Raw genomic sequence first — 17,902 nt, 5'->3', positions numbered from 1 at the left:
GCGAACCGGTACCCACTTCGCGGGAAAACCTAGGTCAGCCGGCGCTGAGCGGCAGCACGATGTTCACGACGATATAACCGAGCGCTGCGACGGTGAGCGTCACCATGTCGAACGACCGCGACAGTTCCTTGTCGCCTTTGATGGCCGCGATATAGATCGAGACGATCGTCGCGATCAGCGAGAAGAAGATCGTGAACAGGCCGAGGAAGGTCACGAACTCGACCAGGCCGAATTGTCCCGCCGACGGAATCAGCGAACCGGCGAGATACGAGTTGGCGACGGCGCCGAAATAAGAACCGGCCAACATCGAGAAGCGCGGATTCATCTCCGACGCGCGCAAGCCAAAGCTCGCGAAGGCCAGCGTGATGCCGGCGAACAAGCCGATGAAGACTTTGAAATAGACGCCCATGCCGGCGCGCGCGACGTCGATGCCGTACGAATACATGCTGAAGACGCGGTTGCCGTCGCCTTCGACACGCGGATCGCCATAGGTGGTTTTGTAAGCGTGCGCCTTTGCGACTTGCTGCGCCTGATGCGCGACATTGTAGCCCGACACCTGCACGCGCGAGCTGATGCCCGTCGCCGGATCGACGACATAGCGCAGCTTGGTCGCGTCGAAGCGCGAATCTTCGACATAGATGTTGAGCTGGTGGCCGTCGCGCGGCACGCGCGTCGTGTTGAAGAACTTGGTGATGCGCGCGCTGACGCGGTAGCGCTGATAGTTGTTGCCGTCGGCGCCGTAATATTCGTCCTGCAGATCCTTGCGCGTGATGCTGCCGTCGACGAGACGGAAATTGCCGCCAGGGTTCAGCGCCTTGTCGCCGTTCCAGCGGAACCAGATGTAAAACGTCGGTGTCCAGAACGAGTCGCGCAGCGACATCGTTTCGATCCCGTCGAGATAGAGGCCGGTCGTGACCGGAACGAAGTTGCCCGGCGGCAGCGCGTCGGCCGGGCCGGCCGTCATGCGCGCCTGGTGACTCTTCTCGGCCGCGACGCGCTCATCGTGAATGGTGGTGAAGCCCGCCGTGCCGATGGCGAGATAGATCAGCGCGATCAGCACCGCCCATCCGGCCAGCAACATGCGTTTGCTGACCCCGCGGCTGGTGGCGGGGGTCGTCGTGTCGGTCATTGCGTTCTGCTCCACGGCCGGTGTTCTCCCAGCCGCGTAGCATCAGTCGCTTGAAGAAGCGCTGAAAATGAACGGCGTTTGTGCGCCGTTCATGACAGCTTGCGGTCAGCCGTGCGTGTTGAACCAGGCTTGCACACGCGCCTGCTGCGCTTCGGTCAGGCGCAAGCCCAGCTTGCTGCGCCGCCATAGTGCGTCGTCGGCGCTCATCGTCCATTCGTCGCGCTGCATGTGCAAAAGTTCGGCTTCGTACAGGTCGGCACCAAAATGAATCCCAAGGTCCGCCAGCGACTGGGCCTTGCCCAGCACGCGTTCGATGCGCGTGCCATAGGCATGCAGCAAACGCGTGCGCATCGCGTCGGACAGGAACGGCCAGCGCAACGACGCCTCGCCCAGCATCGTCATATACCCGGCATCGCCGCCCGGTAGCGGCTCGTCCGCGGTCCAGCGCGCCTGTCGTTGTCCCAGCGCAACCGTCAGCTTGTCGGTGGCGCGTTCAGCCAGGTGGCGATAGGTGGTGAGCTTGCCGCCATAGACGCCCAGCAGTGGCGCCAGACCGGGCGGCGCGTCGATGTCGAATTTATAGTCGCGCGTCACTTGCGATGCGTTCGCCTTGCCGTCGTCGAGCAAAGGCCGCACGCCGGCATAGGTCCAGCGTATGTCGGCATCGGTCAGTTGTTTGCGGAACAGGCTGTTGGCGACCGAACGCAAATAGTCGCGCTCGTCCTGTGTGGCGCAGACGCGGGCAGGATCGCCGTCGATCGGCGTATCGGTGGTGCCGATCAAGGTGAAGTCGCGCTGGTACGGAATCGCAAAAACGACGCGGCCGTCTTGTGCCTGCAGCGTGTAAGCCTGGTCGCCGTCATAGAATTTCTCGACGACGATATGGCTGCCTTTGACGAGACGGATGGCTCGCACGGGCAAGTTCTTGCCGTCGATGCGCGCCGCGCTTTCGCTGACCCAGGGGCCGGCGACATTGGCGATGGCGCGCGCTTCGACGATTTCTTCTTTTCCGTCGTGTACCAACGTCGCGCGCCAGACATCGCCGTGACGTGCAGCACTGCGAAGTTCGGTGCGGGTGCGGATATCCGCGCCGCGTTCAGCCGCGTCGCGCGCGGTCAACACAACCAGGCGCGCATCGTCGACGGCGCAGTCGGCATAGACGAAGCCGTTGCGCATGCCGTCGCGCAACGGCGCGCCGACCGGATCGCGATCGAGCCGCACCGAATAGGCATGCGGCAGGCTTTTTCCTTGCAACAGGTCGTAGAGAAACAGGCCGAAACGCAGCATCCAGCGCGGACGCATGCCGGGAAAATGCGGCAACACGAACCGCACCGGCCGCACCAGATGCGGTGCGATGCGCAGCATCGTTGCGCGTTCGAGCAGCGACTCGCGCACCAGCGCGAACTCGCCATGTTCGAGATAGCGCAGGCCGCCGTGAATCAGTTTGGAGCTGGCGGACGAGGTCGCACCGCCAAGATCACCGCGCTCGACCAGCAGGACGGACAGGCCACGGCCGACTGCGTCGCGCGCAATGCCGACGCCGTTGATGCCACCGCCAATCACCAGCAGATCGAATCGGGCCATGACTCTCTGAATCGCATCTCCCCTTGGGGAGAGGAAGGGGCCCGCGCACGCAGTGCGTGGGAAGGTGAGGGGGCTTGCGCGTCGACAGTTGCGCGCCAACGCCCCCGCACCCCATCCCTCTCCCCGCGGGGGAGAGGGAGCACCGCCTTGACCGTGTCTCGATCGCTTCGCAAGGTCGCTCTCACATGGCTCATTTGCTTGCGCTCGATCAGGGCACAACCAGCACGCGCGCAATCGTCTTTGACGAGCGCGGTGCAGCATTGGCGCGCGCGTCGCGACCTTTGGTGCAATCCTATCCCGCGCCCGGTTGGGTCGAGCACGATCCCGAAGCGATCTGGACCGCCGCGCGCGAGGTCGTCGCCGACGTCTCCGCCAACCGTCGCATCGACGCCATCGGCATCACCAACCAGCGTGAAACGACGGTGTTGTGGGATCGCGCCACCGGGCGCGCTGTGGCACCCGCAATCGTGTGGCAGGACCGGCGCACCGCCGATCGTTGTATCGCGCTGCAGGCGCGCGGCGTCGAAACGCTGATCCGTGCGCGCACCGGCCTGCTGCTCGATCCGTATTTCTCTGCGACCAAGCTGGGCTGGCTGCTTGACCAACAGAATTTTCGCGCGCGCGCCGAACGCGGCGAGCTGGCCTTCGGCACGATCGACTCGTTTCTGTTGTGGCGTCTGACCGACGGCAAGGTGCATGCGACCGACGCAACCAATGCGGCGCGCACGTTGCTGTTCGATATTCACCGCAACCAATGGGACGACGAGCTTCTGTCGCTGTTCCAGATTCCGCGCGCGCTGCTGCCGACCGTCGTCGATTGCGCCGGTCCGATTGCGAAAACCAGCGACGGTATTCCAATCACCGGCTGCGCCGGCGACCAGCAGGCTGCAACGGTTGGGCAGGCATGCTGGGCGCCGGGTACGGTGAAGGCGACCTACGGCACGGGCTGTTTTCTGGTGGTGAATACCGGCGACACGCCACTGATGTCGAACAACCGTCTGCTGACGACCTCGGCCTATCGTCTCGGCGGCAAGACCACCTACGCGCTGGAAGGATCGATCTTCGTTGCGGGCGCGGCGGTGCAGTGGCTGCGCGACGGGTTGAAACTGTTCCAACGCGCCGACGAAACCGAAGCGCTGGCGCGCGCCGCGTCACCGTCGGCGAAAAGCGTGTTTTTGGTGCCGGCTTTCACCGGACTCGGTGCGCCCTATTGGGATCCACAAGCGCGCGGTGCGTTGCTGGGCCTGACGCGCGATACCGGCATTGCCGAAATCGTGCGCGCCGCGTTGGAGGCGGTGTGTTTCCAGACGCGCGACCTGACCGACGCCTTGGCGGCGGACGGCGTGCCGGACCTCACCGTGTTGCGCGTCGATGGCGGCATGGCGGCGAATGATTGGGCGATGCAGTTTCTCGCCGATCTGCTTGGCGTGCCGGTCGAACGTCCGGTCGAACTGGAAACGACGGCGTGGGGCGCGGCCGTGTTGGCCGGTCTGGGCGCAGGTGTGTTTCGCGATACGAGCGAAACCGAACGTTTGTGGAAACTCGACCGGCGCTTCGAGCCGTCGATGTCGAGCGACGAGCGCGATGCGCGTCTCGCCGGCTGGAAAGACGCAGTCGCGCGCGTGCGCTCGTCGATTGCCGGCTAGCGTTTTCCGCGAAGTGGCTACCGGTTCGCGGAGGAAAAAGCGCCAAACGAAAAGTTAGGGTGCTTCTTTCTGCGCCGCTTTCATCGTGTCGGCGAGAACCGTGTAGACGACGGTCCAGGCTTCGCGCGTCGCGGGCGTGAAGTCATCGCCCAGGCCGCGTTCCAGCGTCCATAGCAGCGCCGCCGCAACCGTCGTGTAGTGCGAGTCGATGACGCCGTAGCGATTGTGGCGCCGGCCGAGCGCCTGGACGGCAGGAATCAGCACGTCGAGCTTGTCGAGGTTCGACACAGCCGTGCCGATCATCGCCATCAGCTTGCGGCCTTGCTCGTTCATGTCGCCTTTGAAGAGCGGCTTCAGCGCCGGGTCGAGTTCAAACAACTTGCCGTAGAACAGCGCTGCCGCCGCGCTGGCGATCGGCTGCACCTTGTCGAAGCTGGCGCGAACCAGCGCTTTTTGAGCAGGAGTCATCGCGTCTTGTCGCTGCACGCGGCGCCGTGTGCAACTTTTTCCAATCGCAGATGCCGTCTCAATTCGCGTCTCACCGCAAACTGGTCACGCCGTGTGCATGCGTGATCGAATCTCGTGCAACGCGGCCGGTAGCAGCCAGTGTCCTGCCTTGCCGATATCAGAACCGCCAGCGCGCTTGCACCAGGAACGCGCGTGGCAATTGTGGGAAGGCCGCCGTCGGACCGAGATTGCCGCCGACCAACTGCGCGTAGCTGCGGTCGAATAGGTTGCGTACCGTTGCTTGCAAATCCAGCCGTTCGACCGGCCTCCAGATCGCGGTGGCGTTGGCAATCCAGAAGCCGCCGGCGGTCACGCTGTTGGGATTGTCGACCGCGTAATCGCCTTGCGCCTCAACCCAGCCGCGCAGGCTTACATTGATTGCGTCGAACCGACGCTCGACGCTAACCGAGCCCGCGTGGCGCGGCACGCCCGCAACGCGCTTGCCCGAGAAATCGAAATTCTGTCCCAGATCGGAATCGAAAAACCGGTCGTCGATCCAGCGTGCGCGGGTCAAGGCGTAGGTCAGCGCGACCGTCCACGCCGTGTCGGGACGCCAGCGCGTTTCGAGTTCGAACCCTTCCGATCGTTGCGCGCCTGCATTCACCGTGCGCGCCGACGGCCCGTCGGTGATCAGTTGAATCAGATCGTGCCGGTCGAGCCGGTAGACCGAAGCTGCGCCGTCGAATGCACCTGCAGACCATTTCACGCCTAGCTCGTAGTTGCGCGCGGTTTCCGGGCGCGTGTCGGTGGCGCGATTGATGAACGACCAGATCGGGCCAAAGCCCGGGCTGAAGGCTTCGCCGTACGACGCATAGGCTTCAACGCCGTCGACGAGACGCACGCCGACCGATGCTTTGGGCGAAAGATGGCGATCTTGGTCGTGTGCGTTGGCAGGCGGGTTGGGGCCAAAGCCGGTTGCAGTCGGACCGTACTCGACGTTGCGCGAGAAATGATCGAGCCGCGCGCCCGCGGTCAGGCGCAACCAGGGCAGCGGACGAAACTCGTCTTCGAGATACGCCGCCAACGCGGTTTCGCGGCTTGCCGCGTCAAGCAAGTGATCGCTGATCCAATCGCCTTGATTGACATAGGCGCCGGTGCGCACGTCGCGACGCTTGGTATAGAACAGCGCGCCGAAATCGAATTCGCCGGTCCAGGTTTCGACGTGGCGCGCATTGATGCGCTCGGCCGAAAGACCAGCGACGAGACGGTTGTTCGACGTGCGCCACGTCATTTGCTGTTCGCCGAACCAGGTATTGTCGTCGGCATGCACCGAAAAGCCGGTGAAGCTGATCAGGAAGGTCGCGGGATCGTAGCCGCGATAGAAGGCTTGGTTCGCCGTCGTATCGGCGCCGCGGCGATGCAGCTTGGTCGTCAAGGTGACGCCGTCGGCGATCTTCCAGTCGAGGATGGCGGTGCCGTAGGTGATGCGTTTGGCAAAACCCGCATCGTCTTCATTGTAGTTCGCTTGCCGCCCGCGCGGGTTCGGCAGCGTCAGCAGACGCGCATTGGCATCGACCGGCAGCTCGCCCGCCAGATCCTGATCGGCGCGCATGCGCGCGCCCCACAGAGTCAGCGTTGCGTTGTCGCCGAGATCAATCTTGGTTTTGCCGAAGAAGGTCCGCCCGTCGCGCGCCGTGTGATCGCGCCAGCCGCCGCCATGTTCGTCGGTGGCGAGCAGCAGGACTTTGCCGTCCAACGCTGCGCTGGCTTCGAACTTGCGATAATCCCAACTGCCATACGTCGTGCCGGCGCTGACCGTCGTCGTATTGGGGATCGACCGAGTCAGATAGTTCAGCGTGCCCGACACGGCGCCGCGTCCGTACAGCGACGAAGACGGGCCGCGCAAAACGTCGACGCGTTCGGTTGCGTCGTACGGAATCTGTTCGAGATCGATTTCGTCGTCGCCGGCCACCATCGGAATTCCGTCGACCAACGCAAGCAGCGTGTCGTTGTGAATCCGGTTCGGCACGCCGCGCAAGGTCAGCGACGTATACGTGCCGCTGTCATTCCGCTGCAAAGTCAGGCCGGGGATTTGGGCGAGCTCGTCGCCGATAAACAGCGCGCCGCGTTTTTCCCACTCTGCACGGCCGATCGTTGAGATCGCAGCCGGCACCTCCCGAGCCGGTTCTTCCGTCCGCGTCGCCGTGACCACGATTTCCTCTGCTAGAGGTCGCGTCTGGGCGTGTGCGGTGAGGGGGAGGAGGGTGAGAAGGGTGGCGAGTGTCGTCGTTTTTGTGGAGTGCAATGTCCGGGCACCAGTCAGCGCCGCCAGGGATTGGCGACGCGCGAGGGGCGGAGAGATGCGCCGGAACAAGGTGTGATTTCAAGAGGTCGATCTCGCGCCAACACCAGATTTGTTGCTTGGCGACAGCAGGAATGCGCGCACGGGCCTGCAATTCGGGCGTTATCGGGGGCAGATTGGCCACCAGGTCTTTTGCAGGAGAGTCGGATGCTGCCCAAACGCACGATCGGTGAACTGGACGTATCCGCGCTCGGCCTTGGCTGCATGGGGATGAGCCATGCCTACGGCACGCCCGACGACGCAGAATCGATCGCGACAATCCATCGCGCGATCGACCTTGGCTGCACCTTTCTCGATACGGCCGAAGTCTATGGTCCGTACACGAACGAAGAATTGTTGGGTCGCGCGCTGGCTGGCGGCAAGCGCGAGCAAGTCACCTTGGCGACCAAATTCGGTTTCGTCATCGGCTCGTCGCTGCAGGGCGTGAACAGCCGCCCCGAACATATTCGCGACGTCGTCGAAGCGTCGCTCAAGCGGTTGCAGACCGATCGGATCGATCTTCTCTACCAGCATCGCGTCGATCCGGCGGTGCCGATCGAAGATGTTGCAGGCACGGTGCGCGATTTGATCGCGCAGGGAAAAGTGCTGCACTTCGGCCTGTCGGAAGCGAGTGCGGCGACCATCCGTCGTGCGCACAAGGTGCAGAAGGTGACGGCGCTGCAAAGCGAATATTCGATTTGGGAGCGCGGCCTCGAAGCAGACATCATTCCGACGTTGAGCGAGCTTGGCATCGGCCTGGTGCCGTTCAGCCCGCTTGGTCGCGGCTTTCTGACCGGCACCGGCAAACGCGCCGAAGAACATGCAGCGGGCGACTTCCGCGCCAAAAACGACCCGCGCCTGCAGGGCCAGAACTTCGACGCCAACCAACGTATCGCCGATCTCGTGCGCGAGATTGCGATCGCGCACGGATCGACGCCGGCGCGCGTCGCGCTGGCTTGGCTGCTGCAACGCGGCCCGCACATCGTGCCGATCCCGGGGACCAAACGGCGGACCTATCTCGAGGACAATCTCGGCGCGGTTGCGCTGACGCTGACCGCGCAGGATATGGAGCGTCTCAACCAGGCCGGATCGGCGGTGGCGGGGCCGCGCTATCCAGCTGCGTCGATGGCGATGGTCGATCGCGGCTAGGCCTGCCGCTCCTTGGGCAGCACAGAACTGCGGTGGGGAATCGGATCGGATCCGCGGCGTTCATGACCACGCGACTAGCGGCGGCGGGGGCAAACCCGGTAACGTTTTTGCCATCTGGCCCGCCTACGGTCGCGCTTCCCTCCCTGCAGGCTTCGTCCCCATGACCCGCAAACTCTTCGGCACTGACGGCATCCGCGGCCGCGCCAACGACACGCCGATGACGGCCGAGATCGCGCTCAAAGTCGCGATGGCCAGCGCCGCCGTGTTGCGTCGTGGCGAACACCGCCACCGCGTCGTGATCGGCAAGGACACGCGCCTGTCGGGCTATTTGTTCGAACCGGCGCTGGCAGCGGGCTTCGTATCGATGGGATTCGACGTGACCATGGTCGGTCCGTTGCCGACGCCCGCGGTCGCGATGTTGACGCGCAGCTACCGCGCCGATCTGGGCGTGATGATTTCCGCCTCGCACAACCCGTTCGAAGACAACGGCATCAAACTGTTCGGCGCCGACGGCTACAAACTGTCCGACGCGATCGAGATGGAGATCGAATCCAAGATCGAAAGCGGCGCGCATGGCGAGCTTGCGCATGCAAAGCAACTTGGTCGCGCGCAGCGTCTCGACGACGCGCCGGGCCGTTACGCCGAATATGTGAAGTCGAGCTTCCCCAAAGGCCGCTCGCTCGAAGGACTCAAGATCGTCATCGATTGCGCCAACGGTGCTGCGTACAAAGTTGCGCCGCGCGTTTTGTTCGAACTCGGCGCCGAAGTGATCCCGGTCGCGGTCAATCCGAACGGCACCAACATCAACGAGAAATGCGGCGCGGTTGCGCCCGAAGCGATGCAAGAAGCGGTCGTGCTGCACGGTGCCGATCTCGGCATTGCGCTCGACGGCGATGCCGATCGTCTGATCCTCGCCGACGAACGCGGCCGTCGCATCGACGGCGACCAGATCATGGCGCTGATCGCGACCTGCTGGGCCGATGCAGGCCTGCTGACCGGCGGCGGCGTGGTTGCGACGGTCATGTCCAATCTCGGACTCGAACGGCATCTGCAAAAGCGCGGCTTGAATCTCGTGCGCACCGCCGTCGGCGATCGCTATGTCGTCGAGCGCATGCGCGCCGACGGATTCAATATCGGCGGCGAACAGTCGGGCCATCTGGTTCTGTCGGACTATGCGACGACCGGCGACGGCTTGCTGGCGTCGTTGCAGGTGCTGGCTGCGATCGTGGCGCAGGAAAAGAAGGCGAGCGAAGTGCTGCACGTCTTCGATACCGTGCCGCAAGTGCTGAAAAACGTGCGGTTCGACGGCACCCCGCCGCTCGAACGCGCCGACGTCAAAGGCGCGATCGCCGAAGTCGAAGCCTTGCTCAACGGTCGCGGACGCGTGCTGGTGCGCAAGTCGGGCACCGAGAAGCTGATCCGCGTCATGGCTGAAGGTGACGACCGTTCGACGGTGGAAAGCGCCGTCGACAGGATCTGCGACGTAATCCGTGCCGGCGATGCACCGGCCGCGTCGGCGGCTTAATTCGTCGCAATCTCGCGCACGAAATGTCCGGGCGCCACTTCCCGTAGATCGCCGGCGCCGCGGCTGATCGCACGCACACGGTCGGCTTCGACGCTGAGGCGCGTCGAGCCGAACGGGCGGCCGATTTCGGGCACCGCTTCCAACAACAGTTTCGTGTAGGGATGGCGCGGATCGTCGATCAGGCGATCGGTCGGTCCCATTTCGACGATGCGGCCGCCGTACAGAACCGCGGTCTCTTCGGCGACGTAGCGCGCCGTTGCGATGTCGTGCGTGATGTACAGCATCGCGATGCGACGTTCGCGCTTCAACGGCGCGAACATGTCCAGCACGCTAAGCCGGATCGACATGTCCAACATCGAAGTCGGTTCATCGGCGATGATCACGGCCGGATCGACCGCCAATGCGCGCGCAAGATTGACGCGCTGGCGCTGGCCGCCGCTCAGCTCGTGCGGAAATTTGCGCAAGGTCGTGGCTGGGTCCAGTTCGACCTGACGCAGCAGCGCCGACGCGGCTTCGGTTCGTTCGGCGCGGGACAGATTCGGTTTGTGCAGCGCCAGCGGCCGTTCGAGATGATGCTGCACCGAATGGGCGGGGTTCAGTGCCGCGAACGGATCTTGGAACACCATCTGCACGTGGCTGCGATAGGTGCGCAGGTCCGACCGCCCGCGCAGCACGGTGACGTCTTCGCCGCCGAAATGAATCGTGCCTTCAGTCGGGCGCAGCATGCGCGTCAGCAACTTGGCGCAGGTGCTTTTGCCCGAACCGGATTCGCCGACCAGCGCCAGGCAACGCCCTTCATGCAGCGCGATGCTAACGTCGGAAAGAGCCGCGAGCTTCTGCGCCCCGAACGACATGCACAGGCCGCGTGTTTCCAACACCGGTGTCATTGGCGCTGTACCTGACCACCTTGGGGCCGCAGCGGCCCCTCAAGCGGATAAGAGGGTGGATGCAGCGGCGGAATCGCGTTCCACAAAGCGCGCGTATAGGGATGGCGCGGGGCTGCAACCATTTGCGTCGGCGTTCCCAGCTCGACCAGCTCGCCGCGCAGCATGATGCCGATCCGGTCGCAGAACTGACTCATCAAGGCGAGATCGTGCGTGATGAACAGCACGGCAAAGCCGAGCTTGCTGCGCAGGTCGGCGACTTCTTCCAGCAATTCGCGCTGCACCACCACGTCGAGCGCGGTGGTCGGCTCGTCCATGATCAGCAGCTTCGGGCTCAGCGCCAACGCCATGGCGATCACGATACGTTGGCGCATGCCGCCGCTGAACCGGTGCGGATAGTCGTCGAGACGCGCCGGATCGATTCCAACCATGTTCAGCAGGTCGGCGCTGCGGGCGCGGATCTCTTTACGGTCGTGAATGCCGTGCGCCTGGAACATGTCGCGGAACTGGTCGGCAACGCGCAGCAACGGGTTCAGCGCATTCATCGCGCTTTGCAGCACGACCGCAACCTCGCGCCAGCGCCAGGCGCGCAACGCTTCGCCGTCGAGCTGCAGAACGTCGGTGCCGTCCAACGTCACGCTGCCGTCGCTGATGAAAGCGGGCGGGCGGTGCAGCCGCGCGATGGCGAAGGCGACGGTGCTTTTGCCCGAGCCGGATTCACCGGCCAGCCCCAGCACTTCGCCCGGCGCGATGTCGAACGAGATGTCGCGTGCGGCATGCACAACGCCGTCTTCGGTGGCGTAATCGACCGACAGGTTGCGGACTTGCAGCAAGGTCATTTCGCGAACGCCGCGCGCAGGGCTTTGGGAATGCGCAAGCTGCGCAGGCGCGGATTGGCGATCTCGTCGATGCCGAAATTGATCAGCGACAGGCCGCTGCCGAAGATGGCCAGCGCCAGCGACGGCGCCACCACTTCCCACCAGGCGCCGACGCGCAACGCCGAGGTCGTCTGCGCGTGATACAGCATCGTGCCCCAGGACAGCGCCATCGGATCGCCCAGGCCCAAGAACTCCAAGGTCGCTTCGGTGATCACGGCATAGAGGACGCTGCCGATGAAATTGAAGCCGATGATCGAAATCAGATTCGGCACCAGCTCGATCGTAATGACGCGCCAGGCCGGTTCACCCAGCAGCTCGGCCGCCAGCACGTAATCGCGTTGCCGCAGCGACAAGGTTTGCGCGCGCACCACGCGTGCGCCCCAGCCCCAACTTGTCAGGCCGATGATCGCTGCGATGACGAACGGACTCGTCTGTCCCAGAAACGCTGCCAGCACCAGCATCAGCGGCAGATTCGGAATCACCAGCGAGATGTTGGTCAGTAGATTCAGCGCTTCATCGACGCGGCCGCCGAAATAGCCGGCGGTCACGCCGATGCCGACGCCGATCACGGTCACGATCAATCCCGCCGCGAATCCGACCAGCAACGAGGTGCGGCCGCCATGGATGGTTTGCGAAAGCACGTCGCGCCCCATGCGCGTCGAGCCCAGAACATGTTCGGTCGACGGCGGCTCGTGCGGTTTTGCGGCGCGCTGGTTGGGCGCGTAGGGCGCCAGCAAAGGTGCTGCGGCCGCAAGCGCAAGGAACAGGCCGACGATGGCAGCGCCAAAGGCGGCTTTGCGATTGCGCAGCAGGGTCTTGAGGATGGTGCGCAAATCAGGCTCGCAGTCGCGGGTCGAGCGCCAGGGTCAGCAGATCGGCGATGAAATTTGCGCCCAGCATTGCCAGGGTCATGATCAGCAACTGTCCCTGGATCAGCGGATAGTCGCGCGCTGCGATGCCTTGAAACAGCGTGTAGCCCAGGCCGGGATAGTTGAAGACGATCTCGGTGATCAGGCTGCCGCCGAACACGGCGCCCAACGTCATCGCGAAACTCGTCATGGCTGGCAGCAGCGCGTTCAAGCCCGCATAGGCGAAGCGCAAACGCGCATCGCCAAGTCCCTTGGCTGTGCCCAGCACGATGTAATCTTCGCCCAGCAGATTGATCATGCTGTTGCGCATCGTGATCAGGTAGCCGCCGATCTGCGCCAGCGCGAGCGTCGTCACCGGCAAAATCGCGTGCTGCGCGACCGAGGCCATGAAGGCAAAATTCCAACCGGGATCGAGTTCCGCACCCCAGGCGAAGCCGGTCGGCAGAATCTTGAACTCGATCGCGAAGACGTACAGCGCGACCAATGACGTCACGAGCGGCGGCACCGCCTGCATCATCAACGCAGCCGGCGCACCGAAACTGTCGAACCGTCCGCCGCGGCGCCACGCAGCCGCAACACCTGCCAGCGATCCGACCGAGAACGCGATCAGCGACGACGTCAGCACCAGCAGCAACGTCCAGGGCAGTGCGCGCCACAAAACCTCGTTCACCGTCAGCGGGTGAAACTTGATCGACAGGCCGAGATCCCAGGTGAACACGCTGGCGAGATAGCGGCCGTACTGCAGCGGCAGCGGCTGATCGATGAATCCGAACGTCGCGCGCAGCGCCGCCATGCTTTCGGGCGGCAAGGCCGTGCCCGATTGCGCGAACATGGTTTCAACCGGATCGCCCGGGAGCAGGCGCGGCAGCAGAAAATTGAACGTCGCAGCCACCAGAAAGGCAGCGACGTAGAAAGCGATCCGGCGCAGGAGAAAAGCCATGGTCGCGAATGCCTGGGATCAGGAATTGCCGACCGGCTCGATCGCCAGCAGATGCAGCAGGCGTTCGGGCGTTCCGTCGAACACGTCGGGACGTGCGACCGGATTGTCGGCGTTGAACCAGCCTTTGAAACGGCGCGTGTTGTATTCGTACCAGATTGGATTGCTGAACAGCGGCACGTACGGCGTGTTCGCGGCCAGGATCATTTGCACCCGGTCCATCGCCTGGCGCTGCGCCACCGGATCGATCGTCGCGATGAAATTGTTGAGCGCCGTATCGAGTTCCGGATCGGTGAAGCGCGTTGCGGCAAAGCGGGACTTGCCGACATGGCGCGAATGAAATGCCATATCGAGCGAACGGTGCGGCGTCTCACCGGTCAGATAGGCGTTGATCGCCATGTCGTAATTGCCGCTGATCAGCTTCTGCGTCCAGGCTGCCGGCTCCGGTGTCGAGACGCGCGCATTGATGCCGATTGCGTTCAATCCTTCGGCGACGAGCTGCGAGGAGTTGACCCAATCGGTCCAGCCGTTCGGCGCCAGAATGTAAAAGCTGATCGGGCTGCCGTCGGGATTCTCGACGAAGCCGTCGCCATTGACGTCGCGGAACCCGCTTTCCGCCAGCAGTGCACGCGCCGCGTCTTTGTCGAATTTGGTGAAGCGGCTGTATTTCCGCTCTGCTTCCGCGTTGGTCCAATCCTGATAGGTGCGGCCGAGACCCGACGCGTATTCGTTGACGATCGGATAGCCATAGCCAGCGATGTCGACGATGGCGCGGCGATCGATCGCCATCGAAACGGCGCGGCGGAAATTGACGTTGCGGAAGGCAGCGCGGTTGCCGGCGTCGCGACTATCGAAATTGATGTTGATCGCAACCGTGCCGCCCGGCGGAAACCAGTAGCGGTGATGTTGCGGGTCGGCCGCGACATAGGTGCGTTCGATGTCGGGCAGGAAGGCGCCGAACCAATCGATCGAACCAGCCGCTGCCGCGATCAGCAATTGCTCGTTGCTGCCGACTTGCGGGAAGGACAGACATTCGACTTTGAGATGCGCCGCGTCCCAGTAATTCGGGTTGCGGCACTGGGTGTAGACCTGGGACGTGAAGCGTCGCACCTCGGTCATCGGGCCGGTGCCGACCGGGTTCTCGTTGGTGAAAGTCACCGGGTCGGCGACTTTCGACCAGACATGCTCGGCCACGATCGGCACGCGCACGACCTCGTAGGCCATGTTGGCGTTGACGCGTTTCAAGGTGAACACGACCGTGTGCGCGTCGGGCGTTTCGACCGCAGAAATCCGGTCCCAGATGTCCAACGTGTCGAGCGGGCGGAATTTGCGCAGCAGCTCGAAGGTGAAGGCGACGTCCTTCGAGGTGAAGGCCTGGCCGTCCGACCATTTCACCCCGTCGCGCAGCGTGAAGGTCAGTTTCAGCAGGTTGGGCGAGAAATCGAAATTGGTCGCCAGCCGGAAATGCGGCCGGCCATTGTGCATCGCGTTGAAGACGACCAGCGGCTCGTAGACGAATTCGCGCACCGAATGGAGGCGCGTGGTTTCGTTGAACGGGTTGAAGTTGCGCACCCAGCCGGTGGTCAGGTTGGCCACGATGTTCAGCGTGGTTGGTGCCGAAGTCTGCGGCGTCGACGTCTGAGCGGACGCGCCGCTGGAAACCAGCAGGGCGGCGAGGGCGAGGCGTCGAACGACACGATTCATGATGCGCACTGTCCCAAGTCCGGCCTGCTGCCCGCTAGTCGTAAACTCGTTGATTTCGTCACCGCTGCCGTTCCAACGGTTTCTTTTGGCGGTTTCACGCCGCAAGTTGCCGCGTAATCGCCTGCACCGCAGAGTCAACATCGACGGTTTCGACCGCAATTTCGCGCCGTGCGAGGCGTCGCTGCGCGTCGTGGGTCAATGGACGTGCAGCGGCCGCGATCTTGGTCCAGTCGGTAACGTCGCCATGGCTCGACAGCGCGATATCCATGCCCGACGCCAGCACGTCGCTGCAACGTTGCGCCAGATCGCCTTGCAGCGCGTCCATGTAGATACAATCGGAAATCAGCACGCCACTGAAACCGAGCCGCTTGCGAATCAGGGTTTCGACCACCGGTTTTGACGTCGAAGCGGGGCGCAGCGGATCGATCGCGGGATAGACGATGTGTGCGACCATGCCCCACGGCGCGTCGGCCAGCGCACGGAACGGTGCGAAATCGGTGCGGTCGAGTTCGTCGAGCGGCGTGTCGACGGTCGGAAGCTGTTTGTGACTATCGACCGTTGCGCGCCCGTGGCCGGGAATATGTTTGATCACCGGCGTGACACCCGCTGCGCGCATGCCGTCGACGAAGGCGCGGCCCATTGCGATCACTTGCGCCGGCGTCGAACCGAAGGCGCGTTCGCCGATCACCGGATCGGCACCTGCAACCGGCAAGTCCAGCAGCGGTGCGCAATCGACCGTGACGCCGTGCTCGCGCAGCAGGTTTCCGATCGCATTGCCGTTCAATCGCACCAGCTCGAGCGCAAGCGCGGGGTCGCGCGCATAGAGGCGGCCGAACGCGGCAGGAGCCGGGAACGCCGGCCAGACCGGCGGGTCCATGCGCTGATGCTGGCCGCCTTCATGGTCGATCAGAATCGGCGCGTCCCGGCCCACGGCTTCGCGGAAACGAGCGCAGAGTCGCTTGAGCTGGTCGGGGCTCTCGCAGTTGCGGCTGAACAGAATCAGACCCAGCGGATCGGCATCGCGAAAGAAGTCGAACTGGTCCTGCGTCAGGACCGTGCCAGGCGTGCCGAAGACGACTGCGAGTGGTGTTGTTCCCATGGCAACAGAGCTTCTGGATCGCGCTTCTGCGATCAAGGCTCGCTTGTCGGTTGAACGAACTTGACGGTATGGTCTCAGGGAAACGCGCAGCCGCGGCCAAATAAACCGACGGCAAAATCGTCAAAACAAAAGACGAGACGCGCAATGTGGCAGGGGAGCAGACGTGCGCTGGGTTCAAGCGCTACGCAATAATGGGGCAGCTTACCTGCTGCCATTGATCGCTGCCTTTGTGGCGGCGTTGCTTCTGCTTGCCGATACTATCGAGAGCAAGACTCAATTCCAGATCGAGTTCGCCCGTTCTTCGGCAGAACATGATCTCGGTACCTTGGTCGAGTTCGCCAAGTCGCAGAGCGCGGCCTTCGCCAGCACCAGTTTCATCGGCTACTCGATCGGCCGGTATTACGGATTCGCGCCGGCCTTCGGCCAGATCTCGCCCGACCCCGAACGCGCTGCCGCGTTGCTGCGCCAGGTCTATGTCCAGAATCAGATCCAGCCGCAGGACATGCCGTCGGTGCTGCCGCCCTACGCCAACGTGCATGAGCGGTTTCATCCCAGCTTTCAGGCGATGATCGAGACCAGCCTGTTCGACGATCTCTATCTGATCGATCGGGTTGGGCGCGTCGTCTATTCCCTGCGCAAAGACAGCGCCTTTGCCACCGATCTCGCGGCTGCGCGCCAACGCGAAACGCCGCTCGCCGAAGTGTTTCGCGAAGTGATGGCGCGGCTGCAGCAATCGACCGATCCGAACCAGATCCTGGTCGTGTCGGGCTTGAAGCGGCTCGACGACAGTTTCGGCGTTCTGCTGGCGCGTCCGGTGGTGCGGCACGGCACGGTCGAAGGCGTCGTCGCCTTCCGTCTGCCGATGGCGAATCTCGAACAGCGTTTGACCGCGTTGCAACGGCCGGGTTTGCGCTTTCATTTGCTCGACGCGCAGGGAACGCCGATCGCGCCGACGCAAGTGGCGCGTGGTGAGCGCAGCTACGGTCCGTACGCGGTGCCCGAAACCGGTTGGAAATACGCGGTTCTCGCCGATCGCAGCCAATTGGCCGGTACGGCGTGGCTGTATGTATGGGCGTTGGCGTTGTTCGGCCTGCTCGCCACCGCGGCCAGCGTACGACTCCTTATGTATAGGCAGACGCCGGCTGCGCCCCGGCCGGTGGCGCTGGTCCATCCGCTGACGGTTTCGAATGGCGCGGTCGCGAACGAGCCCGATCCGCAGGACATCGACGCGGCCGACGCCAACGAACATCCGCCCCATCCGTTGGATCTCGATGACGGCTATCGCCGCTGCATCGTCGAAGTGATGGTGCTGGCGCTCGATTGCTGGCAACGCAGCAAGGGCAAAGGAAAAGTCGAGCTGGCAGAGGAAAGCGGTCTGTGGCGCGTCTATATGGACCGGTCCTCGCTGCAGACGCGGACCATGGACAAGTACTTCCTGGTCGAAACCTTGCCGCGCAACCCGCGTTGGCGCGACGTCGTGCGCACGGCTGAATATGTATTGCGCAACTGTCCCGACCCGGCGCGCGAACGCGCCGCGCTCGAAGCCGCACTGTCACAACTCAAGGCGCATTTGCGGCAAGCGGCGTAGGTTTCGGCCGCGTCCTTTCTGTCAATTCCGGCTTTTTGCCGGAATTCGCCTTTCGCCGTTTCCTGGAGAGCTTTCCATGGCCCCCGCGCAGTCGGGTTTCCGTCTGCGATTCGAATCGCCGG

General features: G+C 63.7%; 14 protein-coding genes. 4 read left to right on the top strand and 10 right to left on the bottom strand.

Annotated features, from left to right (window positions below; genetic code table 11):
- Positions 1-34: 34 nt before the first annotated feature.
- Together TMPK1_RS12075 and glpD are read right to left on the bottom strand one after the other, a co-directional pair.
- Positions 35-1,129 (bottom strand): ligand-gated ion channel, encoded by a 1,095-nt coding sequence (locus TMPK1_RS12075; protein ID WP_420243265.1) that lies wholly within the window; start codon positions 1,127-1,129, stop codon positions 35-37.
- Positions 1,130-1,234: 105 nt separating this feature from the next.
- Positions 1,235-2,713 carry a glycerol-3-phosphate dehydrogenase gene (glpD, locus tag TMPK1_RS12070; protein WP_420243264.1) on the bottom strand — a complete coding sequence of 493 codons (1,479 nt, stop codon included), beginning with the start codon at positions 2,711-2,713 and terminating at the stop codon, positions 1,235-1,237.
- Between the two features lie 185 nt (positions 2,714-2,898).
- Here glpD and glpK point away from each other — a divergent pair, with 185 nt between their 5' ends.
- Positions 2,899-4,359, top strand: coding sequence for a glycerol kinase GlpK (glpK, locus tag TMPK1_RS12065; RefSeq protein WP_420243263.1), 1,461 nt, complete (start codon positions 2,899-2,901; stop codon positions 4,357-4,359).
- 54 nt (positions 4,360-4,413) lie between these two features.
- On the opposite strand, the gene TMPK1_RS12060 is transcribed toward glpK, so the two are convergent.
- The gene (locus TMPK1_RS12060; protein WP_420243262.1) at positions 4,414-4,827 is read right to left on the bottom strand and encodes a globin family protein; all 414 of its coding nucleotides are present in this window, start codon (positions 4,825-4,827) and stop codon (positions 4,414-4,416) included.
- 157 nt (positions 4,828-4,984) lie between these two features.
- Positions 4,985-7,018 (bottom strand): TonB-dependent siderophore receptor, encoded by a 2,034-nt coding sequence (locus TMPK1_RS12055; RefSeq protein WP_420243261.1) that lies wholly within the window; start codon positions 7,016-7,018, stop codon positions 4,985-4,987.
- Between the two features lie 297 nt (positions 7,019-7,315).
- Between TMPK1_RS12055 and TMPK1_RS12050 the strand changes: the two genes are divergently transcribed.
- A complete protein-coding gene (locus tag TMPK1_RS12050; RefSeq protein WP_420243260.1) occupies positions 7,316-8,296 on the top strand; it encodes an aldo/keto reductase in 981 nt (326 codons plus the stop codon).
- A 160-nt stretch (positions 8,297-8,456) separates the two neighbouring features.
- Complete coding sequence (gene glmM, locus TMPK1_RS12045) at positions 8,457-9,821, top strand: phosphoglucosamine mutase (protein ID WP_420243259.1); 1,365 nt, start codon at positions 8,457-8,459, stop codon at positions 9,819-9,821.
- On the opposite strand, the gene TMPK1_RS12040 is transcribed toward glmM, so the two are convergent.
- The 6 genes from TMPK1_RS12040 to nagZ form a co-directional block, all read right to left on the bottom strand.
- Positions 9,818-10,708, bottom strand: a complete 891-nt coding sequence (locus TMPK1_RS12040; protein ID WP_420243258.1) for an ABC transporter ATP-binding protein — start codon at positions 10,706-10,708, stop codon at positions 9,818-9,820. The two genes, glmM and TMPK1_RS12040, sit on opposite strands and share 4 nt — an antisense overlap.
- A complete protein-coding gene (locus tag TMPK1_RS12035; RefSeq protein WP_420243257.1) occupies positions 10,705-11,544 on the bottom strand; it encodes an ABC transporter ATP-binding protein in 840 nt (279 codons plus the stop codon). The genes TMPK1_RS12040 and TMPK1_RS12035 overlap by 4 nt, the downstream gene beginning before the upstream one ends.
- Positions 11,541-12,416 (bottom strand): ABC transporter permease, encoded by an 876-nt coding sequence (locus TMPK1_RS12030; RefSeq protein ID WP_420243256.1) that lies wholly within the window; start codon positions 12,414-12,416, stop codon positions 11,541-11,543. Before TMPK1_RS12030 ends, TMPK1_RS12035 begins: the two co-directional genes overlap by 4 nt.
- Before the next feature lies 1 nt (position 12,417).
- Entirely contained in the window at positions 12,418-13,392 is a 975-nt protein-coding gene (locus TMPK1_RS12025; protein ID WP_420243255.1) for an ABC transporter permease, read from the bottom strand.
- 18 nt (positions 13,393-13,410) lie between these two features.
- Positions 13,411-15,093 carry an ABC transporter substrate-binding protein gene (locus TMPK1_RS12020; RefSeq protein ID WP_420243254.1) on the bottom strand — a complete coding sequence of 561 codons (1,683 nt, stop codon included), beginning with the start codon at positions 15,091-15,093 and terminating at the stop codon, positions 13,411-13,413.
- Between the two features lie 94 nt (positions 15,094-15,187).
- The gene (gene nagZ / locus TMPK1_RS12015) at positions 15,188-16,192 is read right to left on the bottom strand and encodes a beta-N-acetylhexosaminidase (RefSeq protein WP_420243253.1); all 1,005 of its coding nucleotides are present in this window, start codon (positions 16,190-16,192) and stop codon (positions 15,188-15,190) included.
- Between the two features lie 214 nt (positions 16,193-16,406).
- Here nagZ and TMPK1_RS12010 point away from each other — a divergent pair, with 214 nt between their 5' ends.
- Complete coding sequence (locus tag TMPK1_RS12010) at positions 16,407-17,780, top strand: hypothetical protein (protein WP_420243252.1); 1,374 nt, start codon at positions 16,407-16,409, stop codon at positions 17,778-17,780.
- Positions 17,781-17,902 lie beyond the last annotated feature (122 nt).

It is taken from the genome of Roseiterribacter gracilis (assembly GCA_018332375.1).
Taxonomy (GTDB): Bacteria; Pseudomonadota; Alphaproteobacteria; order BOG-932; family Roseiterribacteraceae; genus Roseiterribacter; species Roseiterribacter gracilis.
The sequence above is the reverse complement of the archived record's forward strand: the minus strand, read 5'-3'. Positions and strand labels throughout refer to the sequence as shown.

Excerpts from the sequence above, each read along its gene's own strand:
- TMPK1_RS12075 (WP_420243265.1), bottom strand. The coding sequence starts at position 1,129 with ATGACCGACACGACGACCCCCGCCACCAGCCGCGGGGTCAGCAAACGC.
- glpD (WP_420243264.1), bottom strand. The coding sequence starts at position 2,713 with ATGGCCCGATTCGATCTGCTGGTGATTGGCGGTGGCATCAACGGCGTC.
- glpK (WP_420243263.1), top strand. The coding sequence starts at position 2,899 with ATGGCTCATTTGCTTGCGCTCGATCAGGGCACAACCAGCACGCGCGCA.
- TMPK1_RS12060 (WP_420243262.1), bottom strand. The coding sequence starts at position 4,827 with ATGACTCCTGCTCAAAAAGCGCTGGTTCGCGCCAGCTTCGACAAGGTG.
- TMPK1_RS12050 (WP_420243260.1), top strand. The coding sequence starts at position 7,316 with ATGCTGCCCAAACGCACGATCGGTGAACTGGACGTATCCGCGCTCGGC.
- glmM (WP_420243259.1), top strand. The coding sequence starts at position 8,457 with ATGACCCGCAAACTCTTCGGCACTGACGGCATCCGCGGCCGCGCCAAC.
- TMPK1_RS12040 (WP_420243258.1), bottom strand. The coding sequence starts at position 10,708 with ATGACACCGGTGTTGGAAACACGCGGCCTGTGCATGTCGTTCGGGGCG.
- TMPK1_RS12035 (WP_420243257.1), bottom strand. The coding sequence starts at position 11,544 with ATGACCTTGCTGCAAGTCCGCAACCTGTCGGTCGATTACGCCACCGAA.
- TMPK1_RS12025 (WP_420243255.1), bottom strand. The coding sequence starts at position 13,392 with ATGGCTTTTCTCCTGCGCCGGATCGCTTTCTACGTCGCTGCCTTTCTG.
- TMPK1_RS12020 (WP_420243254.1), bottom strand. The coding sequence starts at position 15,093 with ATGAATCGTGTCGTTCGACGCCTCGCCCTCGCCGCCCTGCTGGTTTCC.
- nagZ (WP_420243253.1), bottom strand. The coding sequence starts at position 16,192 with ATGGGAACAACACCACTCGCAGTCGTCTTCGGCACGCCTGGCACGGTC.